The sequence below is a fragment of the Rhodococcus sp. I2R genome, from assembly GCF_020889545.1.
GTDB lineage: Bacteria > Actinomycetota > Actinomycetes > Mycobacteriales > Mycobacteriaceae > Rhodococcoides.
Genome location: NZ_JAHUTG010000010.1, coordinates 136,496 through 158,799, shown reverse-complemented (window position 1 = coordinate 158,799; position 22,304 = coordinate 136,496). Strand labels below are relative to the sequence as shown.

Annotated in this window: 19 protein-coding genes; 7 read left to right on the top strand and 12 right to left on the bottom strand. The window is 65.5% G+C overall.

Translation table 11 applies throughout. The features are described 5' to 3' along the window. The first annotated feature begins 52 nt into the window (after window positions 1–52). Both glyA and KVY23_RS12895 read left to right on the top strand, forming a co-directional pair. On the top strand, window positions 53–1,336 hold the full coding sequence (gene glyA / locus KVY23_RS12900) for a serine hydroxymethyltransferase (RefSeq protein ID WP_206509409.1): 1,284 nt from the start codon (window positions 53–55) through the stop codon (window positions 1,334–1,336). A gap of 325 nt (window positions 1,337–1,661) precedes the next feature. Beyond that, entirely contained in the window at window positions 1,662–2,987 is a 1,326-nt protein-coding gene (locus KVY23_RS12895; protein WP_206509410.1) for a PhoH family protein, read from the top strand. Window positions 2,988–3,031: 44 nt separating this feature from the next. Here KVY23_RS12895 and KVY23_RS12890 read toward each other — a convergent pair whose 3' ends face one another. Beyond that, window positions 3,032–3,430, bottom strand: coding sequence for a limonene-1,2-epoxide hydrolase family protein (locus tag KVY23_RS12890; protein ID WP_230556714.1), 399 nt, complete (start codon window positions 3,428–3,430; stop codon window positions 3,032–3,034). Then, a complete protein-coding gene (locus tag KVY23_RS12885; RefSeq protein ID WP_374108723.1) occupies window positions 3,427–5,028 on the bottom strand; it encodes a serine hydrolase in 1,602 nt (533 codons plus the stop codon). Before KVY23_RS12885 ends, KVY23_RS12890 begins: the two co-directional genes overlap by 4 nt. A 127-nt stretch (window positions 5,029–5,155) precedes the next feature. On the opposite strand from KVY23_RS12885, the gene KVY23_RS12880 reads away from it, so the two are divergent. Then, window positions 5,156–6,013: an acyl-ACP desaturase gene (locus KVY23_RS12880; RefSeq protein ID WP_206509412.1), complete on the top strand. Its 858-nt coding sequence runs from the start codon at window positions 5,156–5,158 to the stop codon at window positions 6,011–6,013. Window positions 6,014–6,101: 88 nt separating this feature from the next. Here the strand turns inward: KVY23_RS12880 and KVY23_RS12875 are convergent, their stop codons facing one another. Continuing rightward, the gene (locus KVY23_RS12875) at window positions 6,102–7,505 is read right to left on the bottom strand and encodes a class II fumarate hydratase (RefSeq protein ID WP_230556712.1); all 1,404 of its coding nucleotides are present in this window, start codon (window positions 7,503–7,505) and stop codon (window positions 6,102–6,104) included. A gap of 44 nt (window positions 7,506–7,549) precedes the next feature. Beyond that, entirely contained in the window at window positions 7,550–8,590 is a 1,041-nt protein-coding gene (gene glpX, locus KVY23_RS12870; RefSeq protein WP_230556711.1) for a class II fructose-bisphosphatase, read from the bottom strand. A gap of 123 nt (window positions 8,591–8,713) precedes the next feature. Here glpX and KVY23_RS12865 point away from each other — a divergent pair, with 123 nt between their 5' ends. Beyond that, the gene (locus KVY23_RS12865) at window positions 8,714–9,286 is read left to right on the top strand and encodes a DUF4245 domain-containing protein (RefSeq protein ID WP_230556710.1); all 573 of its coding nucleotides are present in this window, start codon (window positions 8,714–8,716) and stop codon (window positions 9,284–9,286) included. On the opposite strand, the gene KVY23_RS12860 is transcribed toward KVY23_RS12865, so the two are convergent. From KVY23_RS12860 to KVY23_RS12850, 3 genes are read right to left on the bottom strand one after another with little or no spacing between them, the layout of a single operon-like run. Continuing rightward, window positions 9,283–9,501 carry an exodeoxyribonuclease VII small subunit gene (locus tag KVY23_RS12860; protein WP_269419412.1) on the bottom strand — a complete coding sequence of 73 codons (219 nt, stop codon included), beginning with the start codon at window positions 9,499–9,501 and terminating at the stop codon, window positions 9,283–9,285. The genes KVY23_RS12865 and KVY23_RS12860 overlap by 4 nt on opposite strands. Before the next feature lie 9 nt (window positions 9,502–9,510). Next, window positions 9,511–10,737 carry an exodeoxyribonuclease VII large subunit gene (gene xseA, locus KVY23_RS12855; RefSeq protein ID WP_269419411.1) on the bottom strand — a complete coding sequence of 409 codons (1,227 nt, stop codon included), beginning with the start codon at window positions 10,735–10,737 and terminating at the stop codon, window positions 9,511–9,513. Beyond that, entirely contained in the window at window positions 10,734–11,357 is a 624-nt protein-coding gene (locus KVY23_RS12850; protein ID WP_230556709.1) for a lipid droplet-associated protein, read from the bottom strand. The genes xseA and KVY23_RS12850 overlap by 4 nt, the downstream gene beginning before the upstream one ends. Window positions 11,358–11,512: 155 nt before the next feature. On the opposite strand from KVY23_RS12850, the gene KVY23_RS12845 reads away from it, so the two are divergent. Beyond that, window positions 11,513–12,523, top strand: a complete 1,011-nt coding sequence (locus tag KVY23_RS12845) for a 4-hydroxy-3-methylbut-2-enyl diphosphate reductase (RefSeq protein WP_230556699.1) — start codon at window positions 11,513–11,515, stop codon at window positions 12,521–12,523. Between the two features lie 27 nt (window positions 12,524–12,550). Here KVY23_RS12845 and KVY23_RS12840 read toward each other — a convergent pair whose 3' ends face one another. Both KVY23_RS12840 and KVY23_RS12835 read right to left on the bottom strand, forming a co-directional pair. Beyond that, the gene (locus KVY23_RS12840) at window positions 12,551–13,573 is read right to left on the bottom strand and encodes a DUF6542 domain-containing protein (RefSeq protein ID WP_230556697.1); all 1,023 of its coding nucleotides are present in this window, start codon (window positions 13,571–13,573) and stop codon (window positions 12,551–12,553) included. A 20-nt stretch (window positions 13,574–13,593) separates the two neighbouring features. Next, complete coding sequence (locus tag KVY23_RS12835) at window positions 13,594–14,760, bottom strand: DNA recombination protein RmuC (RefSeq protein ID WP_075840340.1); 1,167 nt, start codon at window positions 14,758–14,760, stop codon at window positions 13,594–13,596. Window positions 14,761–14,849: 89 nt separating this feature from the next. On the opposite strand from KVY23_RS12835, the gene KVY23_RS12830 reads away from it, so the two are divergent. Further along, window positions 14,850–16,061, top strand: coding sequence for an exonuclease SbcCD subunit D (locus KVY23_RS12830; RefSeq protein ID WP_075840318.1), 1,212 nt, complete (start codon window positions 14,850–14,852; stop codon window positions 16,059–16,061). Continuing rightward, window positions 16,058–19,057 (top strand): AAA family ATPase, encoded by a 3,000-nt coding sequence (locus tag KVY23_RS12825; protein ID WP_230556695.1) that lies wholly within the window; start codon window positions 16,058–16,060, stop codon window positions 19,055–19,057. The genes KVY23_RS12830 and KVY23_RS12825 overlap by 4 nt, the downstream gene beginning before the upstream one ends. Here the strand turns inward: KVY23_RS12825 and KVY23_RS12820 are convergent. The 3 genes from KVY23_RS12820 to KVY23_RS12810 form a co-directional block, all read right to left on the bottom strand. Next, on the bottom strand, window positions 19,036–20,190 hold the full coding sequence (locus tag KVY23_RS12820) for an AI-2E family transporter (protein ID WP_230556692.1): 1,155 nt from the start codon (window positions 20,188–20,190) through the stop codon (window positions 19,036–19,038). The genes KVY23_RS12825 and KVY23_RS12820 overlap by 22 nt on opposite strands. Before the next feature lie 111 nt (window positions 20,191–20,301). Continuing rightward, window positions 20,302–20,805 carry a methylated-DNA--[protein]-cysteine S-methyltransferase gene (locus KVY23_RS12815; RefSeq protein ID WP_230556690.1) on the bottom strand — a complete coding sequence of 168 codons (504 nt, stop codon included), beginning with the start codon at window positions 20,803–20,805 and terminating at the stop codon, window positions 20,302–20,304. Then, window positions 20,802–22,253: an AlkA N-terminal domain-containing protein gene (locus KVY23_RS12810; RefSeq protein WP_230556688.1), complete on the bottom strand. Its 1,452-nt coding sequence runs from the start codon at window positions 22,251–22,253 to the stop codon at window positions 20,802–20,804. The genes KVY23_RS12815 and KVY23_RS12810 overlap by 4 nt, the downstream gene beginning before the upstream one ends. Between the last annotated feature and the right edge of the window lie 51 nt (window positions 22,254–22,304).

Genomic DNA, 22,304 nt, shown 5'->3' with positions numbered 1-22,304 from the left:
TCTTCTAAACTGTCCAGGTCCACCTTGCTGCGTTCTCTTGGAGACCCCCTTTATGACTGACGTCAACAACCTGTCGCTCGCCGAACTCGACCCCGAGGTCGCCGAGGCGCTGGCGGGTGAGCTCGGCCGTCAGCGCGACACCCTCGAGATGATCGCGTCCGAGAACTTCGTGCCTCGCGCGGTGTTGCAGGCTCAGGGCAGCGTGCTGACCAACAAGTACGCCGAGGGATACCCGGGTCGTCGCTACTACGGCGGCTGCGAGCACGTCGACGTCGTGGAGGACCTCGCCCGCAACCGCGCCAAGGAACTCTTCGGCGCCGAGTTCGCCAACGTCCAGCCGCATGCAGGTGCGCAGGCCAACGCCGCGGTGCTGATGGCACTGATCAACCCCGGCGACAAGATCATGGGCCTCGATCTCGCGCACGGCGGTCACCTCACACACGGCATGAAGCTCAACTTCTCCGGCAAGCTCTACGAGGTCGAGTCGTACGGCGTCAGCAAGGAAGACCACCGCATCGACATGGACGAGGTGCGCAAGCAGGCCGTCCAAGCCAAGCCGCAGGTACTCATCGCAGGTTGGTCGGCATACCCTCGTCACCAGGACTTCGAGGCTTTCCGCTCCATCGCGGACGAGGTCGGCGCGCTCCTCTGGGTCGACATGGCGCACTTCGCCGGGCTCGTCGCCGCCGGTGTGCACCCCTCGCCCGTCCCGTACGCGGACGTCGTGTCCACCACCGTCCACAAGACCCTCGGTGGCCCTCGCTCCGGCATGATCCTGGCGAAGAAGGAGTGGGCCAAGAAGCTCAACTCCGCGGTGTTCCCCGGCCAGCAGGGCGGACCGCTGATGCATGCCATTGCCGCCAAGGCCGTCGCTTTCAAGATCGCCGCGACGCCCGAATTCAAGGAACGTCAGGAGCGCACCCTGCTCGGCGCGTCGTTGCTGGCCGAGCGTCTGAACGGCGCCGATGTCGCCGAGAAGGGCATCTCCGTCCTCACCGGCGGCACCGACGTGCACCTCGCGCTCGTCGACCTGCGTAACAGTTCGCTCGACGGCCAGCAGGCCGAGGATCTGCTGCACGAGGTCGGCATCACCGTAAACCGCAACGCTGTTCCGTTCGACCCCCGGCCGCCGATGGTCACCTCCGGCCTGCGCATCGGGACCGCGGCACTGGCGACGCGCGGCTTCGGCGAAGCCGAGTTCACCGAGGTAGCCGACATCATCGGCACCGCCCTCGCCACCGGTGAAGCCAGCGATGCGCTCAAGGAACGCGTCGTCAAGCTCGCCCAGAGCAAGCCGCTGTACGACGGACTCGAGGACTGGGGTCTGCTGGGCTAGCTCGTTTGACGCATGAATGGGCCATCGCAACGGTTAGACGGTTGCGGTGGCCCATTCATGCGTCGAGGGGCCTGCGTCCCGGGCACGGTTAACGCGTTGTTCACCGACACGCCCCGCAGTCGGGAAGCCGATCCTTGGTTTTGGCGGTAGCGTCGGCAGCAACAGACAGCGGGGAAGCTGCCTGTGCGGGAGGTTCTGATACGTGACTGAGCAAGTGAGCGCGAGAGGGCCGGCACCCGGTCCTCGTGTCAACTGACACTTCGGGACCGACCGGCCGAGCGATATGTACGTCCGCGCGGTGCCGCGCCGGACATAGGAGCCCCACGTGACCACTTCACGCTCCGTTTCCGCCCCTTTCCGGACATTCGTGCTCGATACCTCGGTGCTGCTGTCGGACCCTTGGGCAGTCATTCGTTTCGCCGAGCACAATGTGGTCCTTCCGCTGGTGGTCATCAGCGAACTGGAGGGTAAACGCCATCATCATGAGCTCGGATGGTTCGCGCGGGAATCCTTGCGCATGCTCGACGATCTCCGTGTCGCGCACGGGCGTCTCGACCAGCCGGTTCCTATCGGAACAGACGGTGGCACACTGCAAGTCGAGCTCAATCACACCGATCCTGCAGTCCTGCCGGTCGGATTCAGGACCGACTCCAACGACTCGCGGATCCTTGCCTGTGCACTGAACCTGGCGGCCGAAGGCAAAGACGTCGTATTGGTCAGCAAGGATATTCCGCTTCGGGTCAAGGCAGGTGCAGTCGGACTCCCCGCCGACGAGTATCACGCACACGACGTGGTTCCGTCCGGCTGGACGGGCATGGCCGAGCTCGAGGTTCAGGCCAGCGACATCGACCAACTCTTCGCCGACGGCGTCGTCGACCTCGATGGTGCCCGAGAACTGCCCTGCCACACGGGGGTTCGTTTGCTCGGTGGACGATCGTCTGCGCTCGGTCGGGTCACTCCGGACAAGCAAGTCCAGCTGGTACGCGGTGAGCGTGAAGCCTTCGGTCTGCATGGCCGGTCCGCGGAACAGCGTGTTGCGCTTGATTTGCTGCTCGACGAGAGCATCGGAATCGTCTCACTCGGCGGCAAGGCGGGTACCGGTAAGTCTGCGCTCGCACTGACCGCCGGGCTCGATGCTGTGTTGGAGCGCCGGACACACCGGAAAGTCATTGTGTTCCGACCCCTTTACGCGGTCGGCGGTCAGGAGCTCGGTTACCTGCCCGGTAGCGAAAGCGAAAAGATGGGGCCGTGGGCGCAGGCGGTCTTCGACACCCTCGATGGCCTGGCAAGCCCGGAGGTGATGGAGGAGGTCATCGCGCGCGGAATGCTGGAAGTGTTGCCGCTGACGCATATTCGCGGTCGTTCGCTGCACGATGCGTTCGTGATCGTCGACGAGGCGCAGTCCCTCGAACGCAACGTGTTGCTGACGGTTCTCTCCCGCCTCGGCAGCGGCTCACGCGTCGTGCTCACCCACGACGTCGCGCAGCGCGACAACCTGCGCGTCGGACGGCACGACGGCGTCGCCGCCGTGATCGAAAAGCTCAAGGGGCACCCGCTTTTCGCGCACATCACCTTGACCCGCAGTGAGCGTTCCCCGATCGCCGCGCTGGTGACCGAGATGCTCGAAGAGTTCGGTCCCGCAGGCGCCTAGCGGCACATGTGAGTGGAAATACATGTCCCAGTGTGTATTTCCACTCACATGGCGCGGAACGCGCCCCTTACAAGACCTTTGAAGAAGTCGACGTTGTCGAAGTGGTCACGCCACACGACGATCTTGCCGTCGCGGACCTCGAAGGTCCCGCACACCCAGAACTCGATTCGCAACCTGCGCCAGATCAGCACATCGGTGCGTTCGGTGAGAACGACGTTCCCGTTCTCGGCGATGTGGTGCATCACGGCCTCGAAGCCGTACTGCGGCTTGTTGAACAACCGCATGAACTTGCCGACCCGGGAGATACCGCGCACTTTGGGCATACCGACGTTGTGCCATACCACGTCCTCACCCAGTCGCGCGATGACGTCGTCGAAATCGCCCCGGTTTGCCGCGTCGAACATGTCCTGCACGAGTGCTGCCGCCTGCAGTGTCTCGGTCACTTGGTGAATCGCCCCATCCCATTTTTGTCGAAGAACTCGAGGGTAACCGTATCGCCGCTGAAGGTTGCCTGCGATATCGATCCGTCGGGGGCGTTCTCGCCGGTCGGCACGAAGGTGAACGTATCGCCGTCCCAGTGGGTGAGTTCGAAGGACGTCGCATCCGGTCCGAGCGAGAGCATCAGTGCGCCGCCGGCTTCCTCGACGGTTGCCGGACCCCAGAATTCGTTCTGATATACCCCGGCGTACGACGGTAGCGGCCGCGCGGGGGTGGGGTTTTCGGGTGCGGTTGCATCGACCAGTTCGCCTTCGGGATCGCTCATCGATGCAAATGCACCCTGGTACAACGTCCGCCAGTCCTCGCGGACCTCGCCGAACTGTACGAGATCGGCGAACTCGGCGGTGAGTGTCTCGGCGAGACCGATCGGTGCGGCGTTGGTCAATGCGATGATCGCCACGTCCAGCGAGGGAATCCACAGGAAGTTCGTGCCCGCGCCCAGGGCGAACGCTCCAGAGTGACTCACCGTCGTGCGCCCCGCGGCGTTCGCCGAGACATTGAACCCGTAGCCGTAGAACCCGGCGCGCGTATCGGGCGTCGGCGACGGGCTCGACACGATCTGCGCCGTCACGGCGGGGACCAGTGCATCGGCGTCGACGATTTGGGTGCCGTCGTACACTCCCTCCTCGGTGAGCATCGTCATCCACGCGGCCATGTCGTTCGCCGAGGAGCTGACCCCGCCAGCCGGCGTCTGCGCGTCGGGCTCGCGCTGGTATTTCGCCTCGTACTCGCCGTCCGCGAGGACGTGCGGGACGGCTCGATTCTCGCGGTCGATGTAGTCGGAGAACCGCGAACTCGTCGATGTCATCCCGAGGGGTCCGTAGAGGGCGTCCTGGCTGAGCGTCTCCCAATCTTTGCCCGACGCCTGCGCTACGGCCTCGGCCGCTGCCGTCACACCGAAGTTGGTGTAGTGGTAAGTCGACCGGAACGGATCGAGGGGAATTTCGCGAAGGCGTTCGAGCACTTGCCGACGGTCGTATCCGAGATCCTCGAGCAGGTCGCCTGCGTGGCTGGGCAGGCCGCTGCGGTGGGCATAGAAGTCGCCGACGGTGACATTGCTGGTCACCCACGGGTCCGACAGCGCAAACCACGGTAGCTCCGAGCTCACCGGAGTCGACCAGTCGACGACACCGGCTTCGACCTGCGAGGCGACGACGGTCGAACCGACGGGCTTGGACAAGGAAGCGAGCTGGAAGACGGTGTCACCGTCGACGGACTCGTCCGTGCCGACTTCTCGCACGCCGAAGCCCTCCGAATACACCACCTCGCCGTCGTGCACGACAGCGACGGCCATGCCGGGAATGTTGGATGACTCCATCAGTTCCTGGGCGATGCCGTCGAGCTGCCCGACGGCATAGTCGATGCGTCCGTCGGGCACGTCGACTCCCGACACTTGGCCGGGCGAGAGTTCGGAGTCCGCGGTCGGCGGCGGTGACGAGGGGGACGGTTCCTCGGATTCGGTCGAATCCGAGGAACATCCTGCCGCGACAATCATGATCGTCGCGGCAGCAAGAGACAGCAGTTTTCGGCCAGACCGCGTCATCGCGAGCCCTCTCCTCGAAGTGAGTAGATGCACAGAGCTTAGACCTGCAGAGATGCAGTTTTGGGAGAAATCACAGACGTCAGGGGCCCGAACTCGGCGGGCACGTCGAGAAGATACGGTTGCGGGTATGCCTACGAACATGACGGACGGCGACCTGTTGCTCCAACTGGAGCCTGCCGTAGAAGAGACACTGCGTCGTCACATCGAAGAAGCCGAGGACTGGCATCCCCACGACTTCGCGCCGTGGGACGACGGACGGAACTTCGCCTTCCTCGGCGGAGAGGACTGGTCTTCGGAGCAGTCGCACCTCAGCGACGTGGAAATACTGTCGGCAACGGTGAGTATTCTCGTCGCCGACAACCTGCCGTCCTACCACCGCGAGCTCGCCCGGGCCCTCACTGACCTCGGGGCATGGTGGCGGTGGACCGGACGCTGGACGTCGGAGGAGAACCGTCAGGCGATCGTCCTGCGCGACTACATGGTGCTCACCCGCGCGGTGGATCCCGTCGCTCTCGAGCGGGTGCGTATGGAGGAGATGACCAGGGGTTACGACGCCCCCAGCCTGCACGTTCTCGACATTCTCGCGGAATTCGCGCTCATCGAGACATCGGCGACGGTGCGCAACAACAACACCATCGCACTCGGCGGCGACGAGGTGCTCGCAAAGATTCTGTCGAAGATCGTCGTCGACGACACGCGTCAGGCCGAGGTGTTCGCCAAGATCGCCGACGAGGCATTCGGTGTCGTTCCGGACCAGATGGCGCGTGCGATCGCCGATCGTATCCAAGGCTTCGCCATCCCCGTCGTCGACCTGCCGAGCAAGGCCAACAGCACCGAGGCGCTCGCCGCTGCCGGGATCTACGACGAGGACCAGCAGCGCGAGAAGGTGTTCAAGCCGGTTCTGGCGCGGTGGAACTTCTTCGACCGTGACGACCTCGGCGACGAGGGCAAGAAAGCTCGCGACGAGATCGCTCACTTGGCCTGAGTGCGCCCCACCGCTTGGCATGAATGGGCCATCGCAACCGTCTGACCGTTGCGATGGCCCATTCATGCGATGGGGGCCAGCTAGCTGACTAGTCCTTGACCTTCGCCATGGCCAGCACGTCCAGGCGCTTGTCGAGCTCTTCCTCGCTCAGCTTGTCGCCGATGAGTCCGCGGTCGATGACGGTCTGGCGGATCGTCTTCTTCTCTTTCAACGCCTGCTTGGCGACGGCTGCTGCTTCCTCGTAGCCGATCGCGGAGTTCAGCGGCGTCACGATGGACGGCGAGGACTCGGCGAGTGTCTTGAGGCGATCGGTGTTCGCTTCCAGCCCGACGATGCACTTGTCGGCGAACAGCACCGAGACGTTGGCGAGCAGTTTGAACGATTCGAGAACGTTGCGCGCCATCATCGGGATGTACACGTTGAGCTCGAATGCACCGGACGCGCCGCCGAATGCCGTTGCCGCGTCGTTGCCGACAACCTGAGCTGCCACCTGTGTAACAGCCTCGGGGAGAACCGGATTGACCTTGCCGGGCATGATGGAGCTACCCGGCTGCAGGTCGGGGAGGGTGATCTCGCCGAGCCCGGTGAGTGGTCCCGATCCCATCCAGCGAATGTCGTTGGCAATCTTGGTCAGTGACACCGCGATGGTGCGCAGTGCGCCCGAGGCCTCGACGAGTCCGTCGCGCGCGGCCTGGGCCTCGAACGAGTCCTTCGCCGCGGTCAGTGCATCGATGCCGGTCGACTTGACCAGTTCTGCAACCACTTTGGGGCCGAACCCATCCGGCGCGTTGAGACCCGTGCCGACAGCGGTGCCGCCGATGGGCAGCTCGCCCAACCGAGGCAGGGTCGCTTCCACGCGCTCGATGCCTGCTTCGATCTGACGTGCGTAGCCGCCGAACTCCTGGCCGAGCGTGACAGGCACGGCGTCCATGAGGTGCGTGCGACCGGACTTCACGACGGTCTTCCACTCGGTCGCCTTGGCAGCGAGGGCGGCGTGCAGGTGCTTCAGCGCCGGCACGAGCGAGGTGACCGCAGCTTCGGTGGCCGCGACGTGGGTGGCCGTCGGGAAGGTGTCGTTGGACGACTGGGACATGTTCACGTGGTCGTTGGGGTGCACCTCGACGCCGTTCGCCTTCGCGATGGAGGCGATGACCTCGTTGGCGTTCATGTTGGAGCTGGTGCCCGAGCCGGTCTGGAAAACGTCGATGGGGAACTGGTCGTCGTGCTTGCCGTCGGCGATCTCGGTGGCGGCGGCGACGATGGCGTCCGCGAGGGTGCCGTCGAGCAAGCCCAGGTCCTTGTTGACCTGCGCGCAAGCCGCCTTGAGCAGGCCCATCGCGCGGATCTGCGTGCGCTCGAGCGGGCGACCGGAGATCGGGAAGTTCTCAACCGCACGCTGAGTCTGTGCACGCCAGAGGGCGTCGATCGGAACGCGTACCTCTCCCATGGTGTCGTGCTCGATGCGGTACTGCTGTTCGTCTGTCTGCGTCATGAGCCTTACTTTGCCAGTCGTTGGGTCGGTTGGGGTTTCGAGGCTTAGAAGGACGGGATGGCGCCGGAGGTGTCGCCGTCGAAATTGACGGACGAGTACTCCTTCAACTTGTTGAGCTGGTGGTACGCGTCGATCATGCGGACCGTGCCGGACTTCGAGCGCATCACGATCGACTGCGTGTGCGCGCCGCCACCGGAGTACCGGACGCCCTGGAGCAGGTCGCCGTCGGTGACGCCGGTCGCGGTGAAGAAGACGTTCTCGCCCGAGACCAGGTCTTCGGTGGACAGGACCCGATCCAGGTCGTGTCCGGCGTCGATCGCCTTCTGGCGTTCGTCGTCGTCGGTCGGAGCCAGCATGCCCTGGTGAGCGCCGCCCATGCAGCGCATGGCGGCAGCCGCGATGATGCCCTCGGGAGTTCCGCCGGTACCCATCAGGATGTCGATGGGCGAGGTGGGTCGGGCGGCGGCGATAGCACCGGCGACGTCACCGTCGGAGATCAGGCGAATACGGGCGCCGGTATCGCGCACCTGCTGGATGAGCTCGGCGTGCCGGGGCCGGTCGAGGATGCACACCGTGACGTCGGAGGTGGATCCCTTCTTGATCTTGGCGACCCGGGCGATGTTCTCCGCGACCGGTGCCGTGATGTCGATGACGTCGGCGAAGTCGGGTCCGACGGCGATCTTCTTCATGTAGAAGACAGCGGACGGGTCGAACATCGCGCCGCGCTCGGCGACTGCCAACACCGAGATCGCGTTCGGCATGCCCTTGGCCATCAAGGTGGTTCCGTCGACGGGGTCGACGGCGAAGTCGCACTCGGGGCCGTTGCCGTTGCCGACCTCTTCCCCGTTGTAGAGCATCGGCGCTTCGTCCTTCTCACCTTCGCCGATCACGACGACTCCGCGCATCGAAACCGAGCTGACCAGCTGACGCATGGCGTCGACGGCTGCTCCGTCGCCACCTTCCTTGTCGCCGCGACCGACCCAGCGTCCCGAGGCGAGCGCACCGGCCTCGGTGACGCGTACGAGTTCGAGGGCGAGGTTGCGATCTGGCGCCATGGCGCGAGTGGACTCGGTGCTGGCCGTCATCGGTTTGTAGCCTCCTGGTAGGTGGGGTGTTACCCAGGGGCGATTATCTCATTCGTGGCCTCGCGGGTGGGACGGAGGGCATGCGCCGACAGGGCTCCGTCGCCGAGTGGGGATACTGGTGCTGTGGCGAATAGCAAACCCCGGATCCTCAACAACAACCGCGACATGGTGTGGTCACTGATTCCGCTCGTGATCGCCTGCCTGTTGATTGCCGGCATCGCCAGCCAGTGCACGCTCAGCCCGGGTGGCCCCACGCAGGGCCCCATCCCGAACTTCGATGTCGACGCGGCCCTGCAGTTCGACGCGGCCCAGCTCGATTTCCCCATTCGCAATCCACAGGTCCCCGCGGACTGGACGCCCAACTCGGGTAGCAGCCGGACGATCTCGGGGGATCAGGGCGGGGACGTGAGCAACGTCGGATACATCTCCGACTCCGGCCGCTACAACAGGTTGACTCAGTCCGATGCGAGCGAGACCGTACTGGTCCGGTACGTGGTGGAGGGCGAGGAACGCTACCCATCGGGGACCGAGACGGTCGACGGCACCGAGTGGGTGGTCTACGAGCGTCAGGGCGACGAACCGGTGTGGGTCACCGACCTCGATGACGTGCGCCTGCTCATCACCGGCAGCGGGACCGTCGAGGAATTCACGACGCTTGCTGCCGCGACGACGAGCGCCGAGCCCCTGACTCCCTAGCTGTCTTCCTTCGCGATGTGCGCGAGCGCGTTCTCGACGCGCTTGCGTGCTCCGGCCAGGTGCTCCTCGCACCGAGTGGCCAGAAGTTCGCCGCGCTCCCAAAGAGCGAGGGAGGCGTCGAGATCCAACCCGCCCTGTTCGAGCACCTTGACCACGTCGACCAGTTCGTCGCGTGCGGCCTCGTAACCCATCTCGGACACAGGTGTATCGGTCACTAGATCCTCCTATCGGACTTTGCCCATGACGGCGGCCGTGACGGCACCGTCGGCCACTCTTACTCGGATCTGCGTTCCCGGCGGCGCGTCTTCCACCGAACGCAGTACTTCGGGATCGCCGCCGGCGACCATACGCTGCACGACGGCGTAGCCGCGCGCGAGTGTCGCCGCGGGGCCGAGAGTCTGCAATCGCGCACGCAGGTGCAGGACGAGGGTGTCCTGCTTGGCGAGTTCGCGAAGCACGTCCCGACGACCGGCGTCGACCAGTCGTTCGATCTCCTCGCCGCGCTGATCTATGCCTGCGACGGGATCGGCGAGCACTGGGCGATGCCGAATCATCTCCAGTCCGCGCGCTTCCCTCGCCACCCAGTTGCGTAGGGCGGCAGCGGTTCGTAGCCGCAGGTCGGCGACGAGATTGCGCTCCGCGACCGCGTCGGGCACGACCAGTTTGGCCGCATCGGTCGGCGTCGCCGCTCGTAAATCTGCGACGTGATCGCTGAGCGGACTGTCCGGTTCGTGACCGATCGCGCTGACAATCGGCGTGGTGGCCTTGGAGATCGCGCGGCACAGCGCCTCGTCGGAAAACGGCAACAGATCCTCGACGCTCCCACCGCCGCGAGCCAGCACGATGACGTCGACGCCCTCGTCTGCGTCGAGTCTCTCCAGAGCGCTGAGGATGGCCGGAACTGCCGTCGGGCCCTGGACAGGTGTGTGCTCGACGGCGAAGCGCACCGCGGGCCAGCGTCGGTGCGCGACGGTCAGCACGTCGCGCTCCGCCGCGGAAGCTCGCGCAGTGATCAGTCCGATCGTGCGTGGAAGGAAGGGCAGTGGCCGCTTGAGCCGGGGATCGAACAGTCCTTCCGCCGCGAGCAGTGCCCGTAGCCGTTCGATCCTGGCCAGCAGTTCCCCGACGCCAACTGCGCGGATGTCGGTCGCGCGCAGCGATACGGTCCCGCGGCCGGTGTAGAACGACAGCTTCCCGTAAAGAATCACCCGCGCCCCCTCGGTGAGGGGGACGGGTGAGCGGTCGAGCAACTGAGGTGAGCAGGTCACCGACAGGGACATGTCGGCAGACGGATCCCGAAGCACGAGAAATGCCGTCCTCGTGCCCGGTCGCGCATTGATCTGGGTCAGCTGGCCCTCGACCCAGACGCTACCCAGCCGGTCGATCCACCCCGCGACTTTCATCGCGACGGTCCGTACCGGCCATGGTTCTTCGGCGGTACTGGCGGTCACTTTGCTTTCGCAGTGGTGATTCGGTTCTCGAGCATCGTCAGGAACGGTGCGCGACCCAGTGAAGCGCTCTCGTATGCGCGGAGGGTCTCGAGATCGTCGAGCGAGAGGCTCCGCAGACGTGCCCGCAGCTGTGCCAGCGCGAGGGTGTCGTAATCGACCAGTTCGACGATCTCGGGACGATCGACGGCGACTGACGGTCCCGACTGCGCTGCGGCCTCGGCATCGGAGGCGATGCCGTTCGGTGGTGTCGAGTACAGCGCGAACCTGCCGGTCGCGGCGGGTGCCTCGCGATCAGGCACGTCGACGTCGCCGTTGGTGAGGTCGGCGAGATCAGCGGGCGGAAAGTCGCGGCCCGGCCCGGCGTCCTCATCGTCATCGAAAACCGCCCACGACGGCTGCGCCTCGTCCGGAGTGCCGATGATGGGCAGGACGGCGATGATGTGGTCGCCCTTGATGGCCAGCGCTGTGACCTGCTGCTGGAACCGCATCGTGCCCGCCAGAACCTCGCTGACCACAGTCATCGGAAAGGTGACGGCAGTGTTGGGGAGCTTGCGAGCTTCCTCGACGACGGTCACAGCCACACCGGCAGCGACACGTGCAGCAAACGGGACACGAGTCATGCGCACCACCATGCCTGAAGTCGGCACGTTTGGGTAGCCGACATGCTCATCGGTGAGGTGCGGCTAACCACAACAGGGTCATTCCTGCAGGCTCCACTCCCGCCCTCTATGGGTCGTTCCTGCAGGCTCCACTCCCGCACCCGTATCCTATTGGTATGTCTTCGGCTGTCCCCTTGAATCTCGGAATCACACGTCCATCGGGCGAGGCTGCCGCTTCGTACTCGGGCGCCAAACGTGTACTCCTCGCCGAGCCTCGCGGCTACTGCGCAGGAGTCGATCGAGCCGTCGAGACGGTCGAGAAGGCACTCGAAAAGCACGGTGCGCCCGTCTACGTCCGCAAGGAGATCGTGCACAACAGGCACGTCGTGGAGACGTTGGCCGACCGCGGTGCCGTGTTCGTCGAGGAGACCGACGAGGTCCCCGAGGGGTCCCTTCTGGTGTTCTCCGCGCACGGCGTGTCGCCCGCTGTGCACGCCTCGGCTGCTGAGCGGCAGTTGCGCACCATCGACGCAACCTGCCCCTTGGTCACCAAGGTGCACCAGGAAGCCAAGAGATTCGCGCGTGACGACTTCGACATTCTGCTCATCGGTCACGAGGGACACGAGGAAGTCGAGGGCACTGCAGGGGAAGCCCCAGAGCATGTCCAGCTCGTGGACGGTCCTGATGCTGTGGACCAGGTGACGGTGCGCGACGAGAACAAGGTGATCTGGCTGTCGCAGACCACGTTGAGTGTCGATGAGACCATGACCACCGTGGCGCGCCTGCGCGAGCGTTTCCCGACTTTGCAGGATCCGCCGAGTGACGACATCTGCTACGCGACACAGAACCGTCAGGTGGCCGTCAAGACGATGGCTCCCGAATGCGATCTCGTCATCGTCGTCGGATCACAGAACTCGTCCAACTCCGTTCGATTGGTCGAGGTTGCCCTGACGGCAGGGGCGAGGGCCAGCTATCTGGTGGACTACGCCAAGGACGTCGATACGTCCTGGCTCGACGGCGTCACCACCGTCGGTATTACCTCGGGAGCGTCCGTACCGGAGATCTTGGTGCAGGGCGTCATCGACCTGCTCGCGGACCATGGGTTCGCGGACGTTCAGCCGGTGACAACGGCGAACGAGACGCTGATCTTCTCGCTACCGCGCGAGCTGCGCCCCGCCAAAGCCTGACGAAGTCTCACGTAGCGACGCCTGGGTTCAGGCGTCGCCGCGATCTCGGTAGCGAACCTGTGGAACCGGGTGCGGCGGGATGTGTACGCCCCCGTGCGGCGCTGAGTACGGATCCACCTGCGGTGGCCGCGGAGTTCTAGGCGGCTGAACACGCGGCGGCTGACTGCGCGGCGCTGGTTCCGACCGTGCGGCGGGTACCGCACGAGCTGCGGGACGGGCCGACATGTCCGGCCTCGATTCACGATCTCTTCTTGGTGCACTGTCTGGCCGATATTCGCGGTCTGGCCGATAGGTACTGGTGCGGGATCGGTCGGTGCCGCCTCGGGCGCGATGTCGCTCGGGCGTGGATTGTTCGCGTTCACGGCGAGCGCGGCGGCCCTCGGCCAGGGGAGTGCCATCCGACCGGTTTCGGCGTGCGGACGTATCGCGGTCTGCGGTGCGTCCGTCGGCCGTGTCGCGGTGATTGGCTCCTGCTGCGGTCGCCCGACGAGGCCGGGCCTCCTCGGCGCGAGGGCGATTCTCTCGGATCCGATCGCGGCTCTGCTTGGCTCGCTCACGCGTTTCCTTCGCGCGGTCGAGGATTGACCGCTTGGCGGCGCCCGCGGGTGCGTGACTGGCTTGCTTGGTCAGGAAGACTCGCGCTCCGGCGAGAGCAAGCGCCAGTACCGTCCCGAGCAGCATCAGCGGGAAGCGGTTGACCAGCGGAATAGCGACGTTGAGAAGGATGTCCCGCAGGCCCGACCCGGGGCTTTCGGTGAAGTATTGGTAGGAAAGCGGCACCGCAACGAACAAGATCAACGGTGCCTGGACCGCCGCGGTGAACAGGCCTCGATAGCGGACGAGCACGACGGCGGCGACGACGCCGATCAAGTACAGGCATGCGAAGGCAGACGTCAGCTCGGTCCCGCGGGCGGCGTCGATGACGAAGCCCAGAAATGTAGCGCCGACGGCGATGGCCACTGCTCCCCATGCAGGGACACCAGGCACGGATGCGAGCGCTGATCGTTGATCCAGCGGTACCCCGGAGCGGGCGCGTTGGGAGGTAGACACCCCCCGAGGTTAGCGGCTGTTCAGCTCACTGCGTCGTCGACATGACCGAACTTGCCCAGCAAACCGGACGAATCGGATGATCGCGGGCGTGTATGAACTCGTCGTACCTCGACGACGTCAGCGTCGAACAGTTCGAGATCGTGCAGTTTCCTCGCCGTGACGCCGACGCGAGTGTCGACCGAGGAGACCGTGGCATTGAAGGAGTCGACGGCCTTACCCATATGAGCACCGAGTTTGTCGAGGTGAGAGGAGACCACACCGAGTCGCGTGTACAGCTCGCGTCCGAGTTGCTGAATGCGGGCGGCGTCCTCGGCCAGGGACTCCTGCTTCCATGTGTACGCGACGGTCCGCAGCAGCGCGACCAACGTGGTGGGGGTGGCCAGAATCACGTTCTTGCTGAACGCGTACTCGAGCAAGGACGAGTCGGATGTCAGGGCTGCGTCGAGAAAGGGATCCCCAGGCACGAACAGAATCACGAACTCCGGCGTGGGTTCGAAGGAGTGCCAGTACTCCTTGGCAGCCAACTGGTCCACGTGCGTGCGCAGCTGGCGCGAGTGCCGCGACATGAGCTCCGTGCGAGCCGATGCATCCTCTTCCTGCGCGGCGTCGAGATACGCCGCGAACGGCACCTTGGCGTCGACGACGATCTGTCTGCCTCCGGCGAGCCGCACGATCATGTCGGGGCGAACTCCGTCGCGGGTGACCTGCGTGTCGAAATCGCAGTGCTTGACCATGCCCGCGAGTTCGACGACCCGTTCGAGCTGCATCTCACCCCAGCGACCGCGAATCTGAGGAGCGCGCAGAGCCGTGACCAACTGCGAGGTCTGAGTGGAGAGCGCAACGGAGGCTCGGTGCATCCCGGACACCTGTTCCGTCAAACCCGCGTAGGCGCGGATGCGATTGTGTTCGACTTGCCGCACATGCTCGGTCAATGCATCGACCGCGTCGTGCAGTGGTTCGACCAAGTGCGACACCTGCTGCCCGATGGCGCCGGAGTGGCGGCGTGCGGAATCCTCGTTGACCGAGGCCAGCGAGCGATGCAGCAGTGCCTCGTTGTCGCGGAGCGCGGCCAGTTGGGCTTCGGCGCGCACGGCGCGGTCGCCGGCCCGCGAGGCGTGCGCCAACCAACCGATAGCGACGCCGAGCGCGAGGGCGAACAGCATGCCCAGGGCGGTGAGTACGTTCATGGCGCAGATGATGCCCGAGCGCACCGACACGAACCGTCCCCGCGGCGCTTGGCCGAGATTGTCGGTGGGCTCCGTTAGCGTCGTCAGTCATGAGGATCCTGCACACTTCGGACTGGCACATCGGCCGCACCTTCCACGGTGTCGATCTGCTCGCCGATCAGGCTGCCGCGCTGACGGCCATCGCGGATCTGGTTGCGGCGCAGCGTATCGACGTCGTGGTCGTGCCGGGGGACATCTACGACCGCGCGGTACCCAGCGCGGACGCCGTGCTGGTGTGCAACAGGGGCCTCGAGGCGATCCGCAGCGCAGGTGCGGTCATCGTCGCCACAGCTGGCAACCACGATTCGCCTGCACGGCTCGGTGCCGGTGCCGCGTTCGCCTCGGCCGGGGGCTTGCACCTGATGACGAGAGTGGCCGATGTCGGCAGCCCCGTCGTCGTCGATGACGAGTTCGGTTCCGTTGCGTTCTACGGGATTCCTTACCTCGAGCCCGAGACCACCCGAATCGAGCTGGAGATTCCGTCGGCGCGGACACACGAGGAGGTTCTCACCGCGGCGATGGATCGCGTCACCACCGATCTGGGTGAACGCCGTGCCGCTGGTGGCAGGGTGAGGTCCGTAGTGCTCGCGCATGCCTTCGTCGTGGGCGGTGAGGCCACGGGTTCGGAACGGTCCATCTCGGTCGGCGGGGTCGAGACCGCGCCTGCCGCCGCGTTCGACGGTGCCGACTACGTCGCACTGGGGCATCTGCATTCGCCGCAGACGCTGACCGAGCGCGTCCGCTACTCGGGCTCGCCGCTGCCCTATTCCTTCGGCGAGCGAAGCCATCGCAAGGCTGTGTGGGTCGTCGAACTGGACGCCGACGGGTTGCACTCGGTGGAGCGAGTGGACCTGCCCGTGGTTCGCGGTCTGAGTCGCATCGAGGGCACCGTGGACGAACTGCTCCATGAGGAAAGATTCGACGAAGCCGAAACTCACTACGTTTCAGCGGTGCTCACCGACGCGGTGCGGCCGGTCGATGCGATGCGGTCGTTGCGGACCCGCTTTCCGCATGCCGTTCATCTCGAGTGGAACAGCCCGTCGAACGAATCGGGGCTGCGCTACCGCGACCGCGTTCGGGGTCGCAGCGACAGCGAGATCATGGCATCGTTCGTCACCGATATGCGCAGCGTGCCCACTCCGAGCGAGACCCTGCTGCTCGAGCGCGCGCTGGCTGCAGTCCAGCGTGACGATGTCGCCGCCGACATTGCCGGTACTCCCGAAACAGGCGCTCCGGACGATCTTTTGGGTCGAACTGCATGAGGCTGCACAAGCTGGAAATGTCGGCCTTCGGTCCATTCGGTCGTTGCGAGTCCGTGGATTTCGATGCGCTCGGCGCGGACGGGTTGTTCCTGCTGCATGGGCAGACGGGAGCCGGCAAGACCACGATTCTCGACGCGGTGGCCTTCGCGCTCTACGGCACGGTTCCCGGTGCCCGCAGGGAGGGCAAACGGCTGTTGTCCGATCACGCCGAGCCCGGTGCGGTTCCAACGGTCTCGCTGGAGGCGACGCTCGGGGGCCGGCGCGTTCGTATCGTCCGCAGTCCCGAGTACTTTCGCCCGAAGAAACGTGGCACGGGGACCACGAAGCAGAACGCGAAGGCGACGTTGACCTGGATCGACGGCCGCAGCCAGAACCTCACGCGCCTGGACGAGATCGGTGAGGCTGTCAGTGCGGCCCTGGGGATGAGCGCCGATCAGTTCTTTCAAGTGGTGCTGCTGCCGCAGGGCGAGTTCGCGCGCTTTCTGCGTGCGGGCAGTGACGAGCGCGGAGATCTCCTCGAGCGGCTGTTCGACACCGCCAGATTCGGAGATATCGAGGAGTGGTTCGCCGATGCGCGGCGCACGAGCGCCGCCGCACTGGAATCGAGTCGGATTGCCATCGACAAGCTGCAGGGACGGATATCGACTGCCTCGGGTGTCGAGGAGCAGCTCGATCGCGCGCCGGTGGATTGGGCGAGTGAGGTGTTGGAGGCTGCGCGCCAGGCGTCAGTGCAGTCGGCGACACAGCTCGATGCGGCACGTGCCGCGTCCGACGCCGCGGTAGCAGAGCTCGCAAAGATGGAAACCGCGTCGCAGTTGCAGAAGCGCAGGGCGATCGCGGAGCAGCAACTCGCACAGTTTCATCGGGACGCGCCGGTGCACGCGGCGCTGCGTCTCGAGCTCGAGCGGTCGGCTGCCGCAGGACCGGTCGCCGCGTTGGCTGCAGACCTCGCCGAGGCAACGAGCAGGAAGACTCGGGCCGATGCAGCCCGCGATGCCGCGCACCGAGCGTTCGCAGAACTCGACGGCGCGGACGCTGTCGTGGCCGGACTCGCCAGCGCTGGCTGTGATCCGTCAGACGTCGCCGCCGACCGAGCCGTCGTTGCCGAGGCTGTGCGCCGGTGGACCACCGAGATCGGTGCACTCGACGAACTGCGGGCTCTGGCGCAACGCGCGGATGCCGAGGAGAAGACCGTGCGCACACTCGAGGTCGAGCGTGCCGCGGTGGCAGGTCGTATCGAGAAGCTGGAGGCGGATCGGGCCGCGTTGCCGGCCCAGATCGCCGAGGCCGAGGCCGAGGTGCAGTCTGCGGTTCGAGCGGCGGCAGAGCTCCCCGCGTTGAGCGCTGAGTCCGCCCGGATCACGAGCGCGGTCGAGGCTGCCGTGGAGTTGGCGAAGGCCCGTACGAAGCTCGCCGCAGCCACACGAGCGCACGAAGACGCCCGGGCAGCTCACAACGACGCCCGCACACATACATTGGATCTGCGCGAGCGGCGAGTGTCCGGGATGGCTGCGGAACTGGCCGCCAGGCTCACCCCGGGTGACCCGTGCAGCGTGTGTGGATCGCAGACGCACCCCGATCCGGCCCGCGCGGCCGAGTCCACCGTCACCAAGAACGATGAGGACGCGGCCGCCGAGCGGGAGCAGAGGGCGGGCGCCGAGGTCGATCGGACGGCCGCGCAATCGGCCGAGCTGACCCGCGTCGTCGACGTCCTCGTCCACCGTTCGGACGGTCGAGACAGCAGCGAACTCGTCGAAGCACTCGATCGTGTGACAGTAGCGCTCACCGAAACTCGCTCCGCCGCAGCGCAGTCGACCGAGCGTGAAGCCGCACTGGATCGGCTGAGATCGCAGGACCAGCGGCTGTCGAAGGTCCTGGCAGAGGAACAGTCGACTATCGCAGGACTCGATGCGAAGGCCGAACACGTTCGAAAGTCCGCAGCGCAGATCCGCGAGCGCATTCTGGCTGCACTCGACGGTCGAGGCGATATCGACGAACGCGCCAACCGCCTCGAACGCCTGGTCGCACTGTCGACGGAGTTGCTCGACCGGCGGGCCGATGCCGCGCGCGTCACCGTCGAGGTGCACGGTCTCGACGAGACGCTTGCGAGGAGGGTGGCCGATTCCGGTTTCACCTCCGCCGAGGCCGCAGCCTCTCATGTCGTCACTGCGGCTCGAGCATCCTCGATCGAGAAGCAGCTCGTCGATGCCGGCGATCTCCGAGCCCACGCCGAGCAGGTGCTGGCCGAGTCTGCGATCGCCGCTGTTGGAGATCTCGAACCGGTCGATCTCGGTCCGCTCCGGGAGGCCGTCGATGCTGCCGCGGTGCGCCTGCACGATGCGGTAGCCCGAAACGCCGAGTGCCGGTGGCAAACCGAACAGCTCGAAGACCTGGCTTTGCAGCTGTGGGCTGCCGTGGACCGCGCGGCTCCCATGCAGGCCACGCACGATGAACTCGCTGCCCTTGCCGATGTCGTTGCGGGACGCGGTCAGAACGCACGCAAGATGTCGTTGCGCTCGTACGTGTTGGCATCGCGGCTCGAAGACGTCGCGGAGTCGGCGTCGTCGCGGCTTCGCCGTATGTCCGCGGGCCGCTACGAGTTCGTTCACTCCGACGAGGCCGAAGCCCGTGGTCGCCGAGGTGGACTCGGGCTCGACATCCGCGACGACTACACCGGGGTCGTGCGTTCGGCGAAGACACTCTCCGGTGGAGAATCGTTTCTGGCCTCGCTCTCACTGGCTCTCGGGCTCGCAGACGTCGTCGCGGCCGAATCCGGTGGGGTGGTGCTGGACACCATGTTCATCGACGAGGGTTTCGGCACCCTCGACGCCGATACCCTCGAGGCCGTGATGGGTGTCCTCGACGAACTGCGGGCAGGCGGGCGAGTCGTCGGAATCGTCAGCCACGTCGATGAGATGCGTCAAAGAATCCCCAGCCGGCTGCACGTCATCCGCAATCGAGACGGGTCCACTCTTCAGCTGTTCGCCGCGTCCTGATCCGGTCCAGCCTGATCTGGCCCAGCCTGACCAGGCTCGGACGAGTGCAGGTCGATCTGCTCCGAAAGGTAGCGAATCAGCACTGCGGCGACTGCGGCTGCAGGCACCGCGAGGAATGCGCCGACGATCCCGAACACCGATGCGCCACCGGTGACCGCAAGCAACACGATGGCCGGATGCAGATTCATGCTGCGGCTCTGCATCACCGGCTGAAGCACATCTCCTTCGAGCTGCTGCACCACGACGACGATCGCCAGCACGATCAACGCGGTAGTCAGCCCGTTCGCCACCAGCGCGACCAACACGGCCAGAGCGCCCGCGACGAACGCACCCACGATGGGGATGAAGCCACCGATAAACGTGATAGTTGCCAGCGCGAGCGCCAACGGCACACCGAGGAGAACGAGACCGAGACCGATGAAGAACGCGTCGATGAAACTCACGACCGCCTGGGTGCGAATGAATCCGCCGAGCGTCACCCACATACGGCCCAGGACCTCGGCGAAGTGGCGGCCGACGCGAGAGCCGGTCATTCCATGCAGCCACGGAGCGAATTTGGGACCGTCCTTGAGCAGGAAGAAGGTCAGCACCAGCATCAGGGTGAGAGTGATCAGAATGGATCCGGCCGTGGACACCCCACTGAATACGCCGGAGGCGATCGCGGCCCCACTGTCCTGCAACCGCTCCAGAATCGTGGAGACGGCGGTGTCGATCTGCTCGTCTTGGAGGTTGACGGGCGGACCCTTGAGCCAGTTCTGTACCTGAGATACCCCGTCCGATGCCTTGTCGACGAGTTCGGGCGTCGAATCGACCACGGACGGCACGATCAGGGTGACTACCCCGACAACGATGAGGGAGAACACAACCAGCGCCGTGGCAGCGGACGCGGCAGGAGGAAGCCCGACTCGCATAATCGATCTGGTCGGTGGCCACAGCACCGTGGCAACGATTATCGCCAGCAACACCGGCAGCACGACGACCCACAGGGCTGCGATCAGCCAACCCACAACCCACGCTCCGGCAGAGACGGAGACGAGGATGAGCGACCACTTCGCCAGCCAGAGTCCGCCCTGACCGATGAGGTCACCCCGATCGCGACCAGTTCTACCGTTCGGTGCCGACTGTCCGGTCATGTCACAAATTCCTCTGCAGGTCACTGCGCGGGTGAAGCATTCGGATCACCGAATGACTCTAAGCCCGGCGTCCAGCTACATACCTGCCAACCGAGCACGCGCTCGGCCTTTTCAGCGTTCGCTGGATTCGTGGGTGAGCAGCCACGTCTTGGCAGGCAGGCCCCACCGGAAGCCGCCCAGCGCGCCGCCGACCCGAAACACCCGATGGCACGGTACGAACAACGCTGCGGCGTTTCGCGCGCAGGCGGACGCTGCGCCCCTGATCGCCGCCGGCCGACCGGAGCGTGCCGCGAGCTCCGAGTAGGTGATGGGGGACCCGGCAGGCACCTCGCGCAGAATCTTCCAGGCATGCATGAGGAACTCCCCGGACTGCTGGGCGACGGGGACGTCGTCGATGGCGTCGAGTCGGCCGCGGTGGTAGGCGACCACCGCTTCGGTGACCGCACCCAGATCGGCCGCTTCACGCACGGACCTCGGACGCAACGTCGCGTGTATCAGGGGCGTGAGATCGTCGACGGTGGCAGTCCATCCCGACGCCAGAACCACTCCGTCGGCGTCGACGATGGTAGTGAACGGTCCGATCGGAGTGAACACGGTGGCGTGAGTGGCGTTCATATTCCTCTACTTTCGAGTTCGATGTTCCACAGGTGCATCGAGACGTAGGAACGCCACGGTGCCCAGCGGTGCGAGTCGGTCAGCGGCATACCGAGGCGGTCTGCGCCCTGACGCACGACGAGGTCGGTGTCGAGCAATACATCGGGGTCGGCGAGTGTTCGCATGACGACGTAGCGTGCCGTCCACGGGCCGATTCCCTTCAATGCAAGCAGGCTTTCTTCGAGTTCCTCGGATGTCATCGCTGCGTGCAGAACCACTTTGCCGCTCGCGAGGGCATCGGCGACGCCGATGATCGCCTTCACTCTCGCGCTCGGCCCGGCGAGAACCTCGTGTCCGTGTTCGGCTATCGCGTCGGCGCCGGGGAACAGTCTGGTTACTCCGCCGCCGAGCGGATCGTCGATCGGGGTGCCGAGGGCGTCGACGAGGCGAGCGGTGTGTGTCGCGGCGGCGCGCAACGAGATCTGTTGACCGATCATCGTGCGCATGAGCATCTCGTCGCCGTCGATGCTTCCGGGTGCGCGGATTCCTGGGCGGGCGCGGACATTCGGTGCCAACGCCGCATCCTGCATCAGCGCAGAGTCCACGGCCACCGGGTCGGCGTCGAGATCGAGGAGGTGACGGACACGGGCGACGGCGGGGGCGAGATCCCGCATATCCTGCAGGCTCATCGTGGTCTCCACGTATCCATCCTCGATACGCATCCCGAGGACGGCATGCCCGTGCGGCAGACGCAGCGAACGGCGATACAGACCCGACTCGTCGTCGAAAGTCTCGAGACCCGGCACCACGTGACCGCGGAGGAACCACTCGAGCCAGGCCTTGTCCAGCGGCTGTCGATAGGGGAGGCGGACCGTCACTGTGCCGCTGCTCGAAACGGTCTTCTTGCGCGTGGCCTCCTCACGCAACGTCGTCGGGTTGACGGCGAAGACAGCGCGCACGGTGTCGTTGAACTGACGAACGCTGGAGAACCCGGACGCGAAGGCGATGTCGCTCATGGACATCGTGGTCGTCTGAATCAGCGTTCTCGCGGTGTGCGCGCGATGTGCGCGTGCGAGGGCGAGTGGTCCCGCGCCGATCTGCGCGGTCAGCACCCTGGTGAGCTGTCTGCTGGAGTATCCGAGCGTGTGCGCGAGGGATCCGACGCCGCCGCGTTCGACGGCTCCGTCGGAGATCAGCCGCATCGCGCGGGAGGTGAGATCGGAGTTGATATTCCAATGCGGAGAGCCGGGGGTGGCATCGGGCTGGCATCGTCGGCAAGCGCGGTAGCCGTTCTGTTGGGCTGCCGCTGCGGTCGGTACGAACGAGACGTTCTGCGGCTTGGGGGTCACTGCCGGACACGAAGGGCGGCAGTAGATTCCCGTCGTGCGCACGGCTGTGAAGAATTGGCCGTCGAACCGTGTGTCGCGCGCGGACACGGCCCGGTAGCACCGCTCGAAATCCAACTCCATGAGCTCTACTGTGTCATTCCCGCGTGCCCGTATCCAGCGGAAATCGGACAC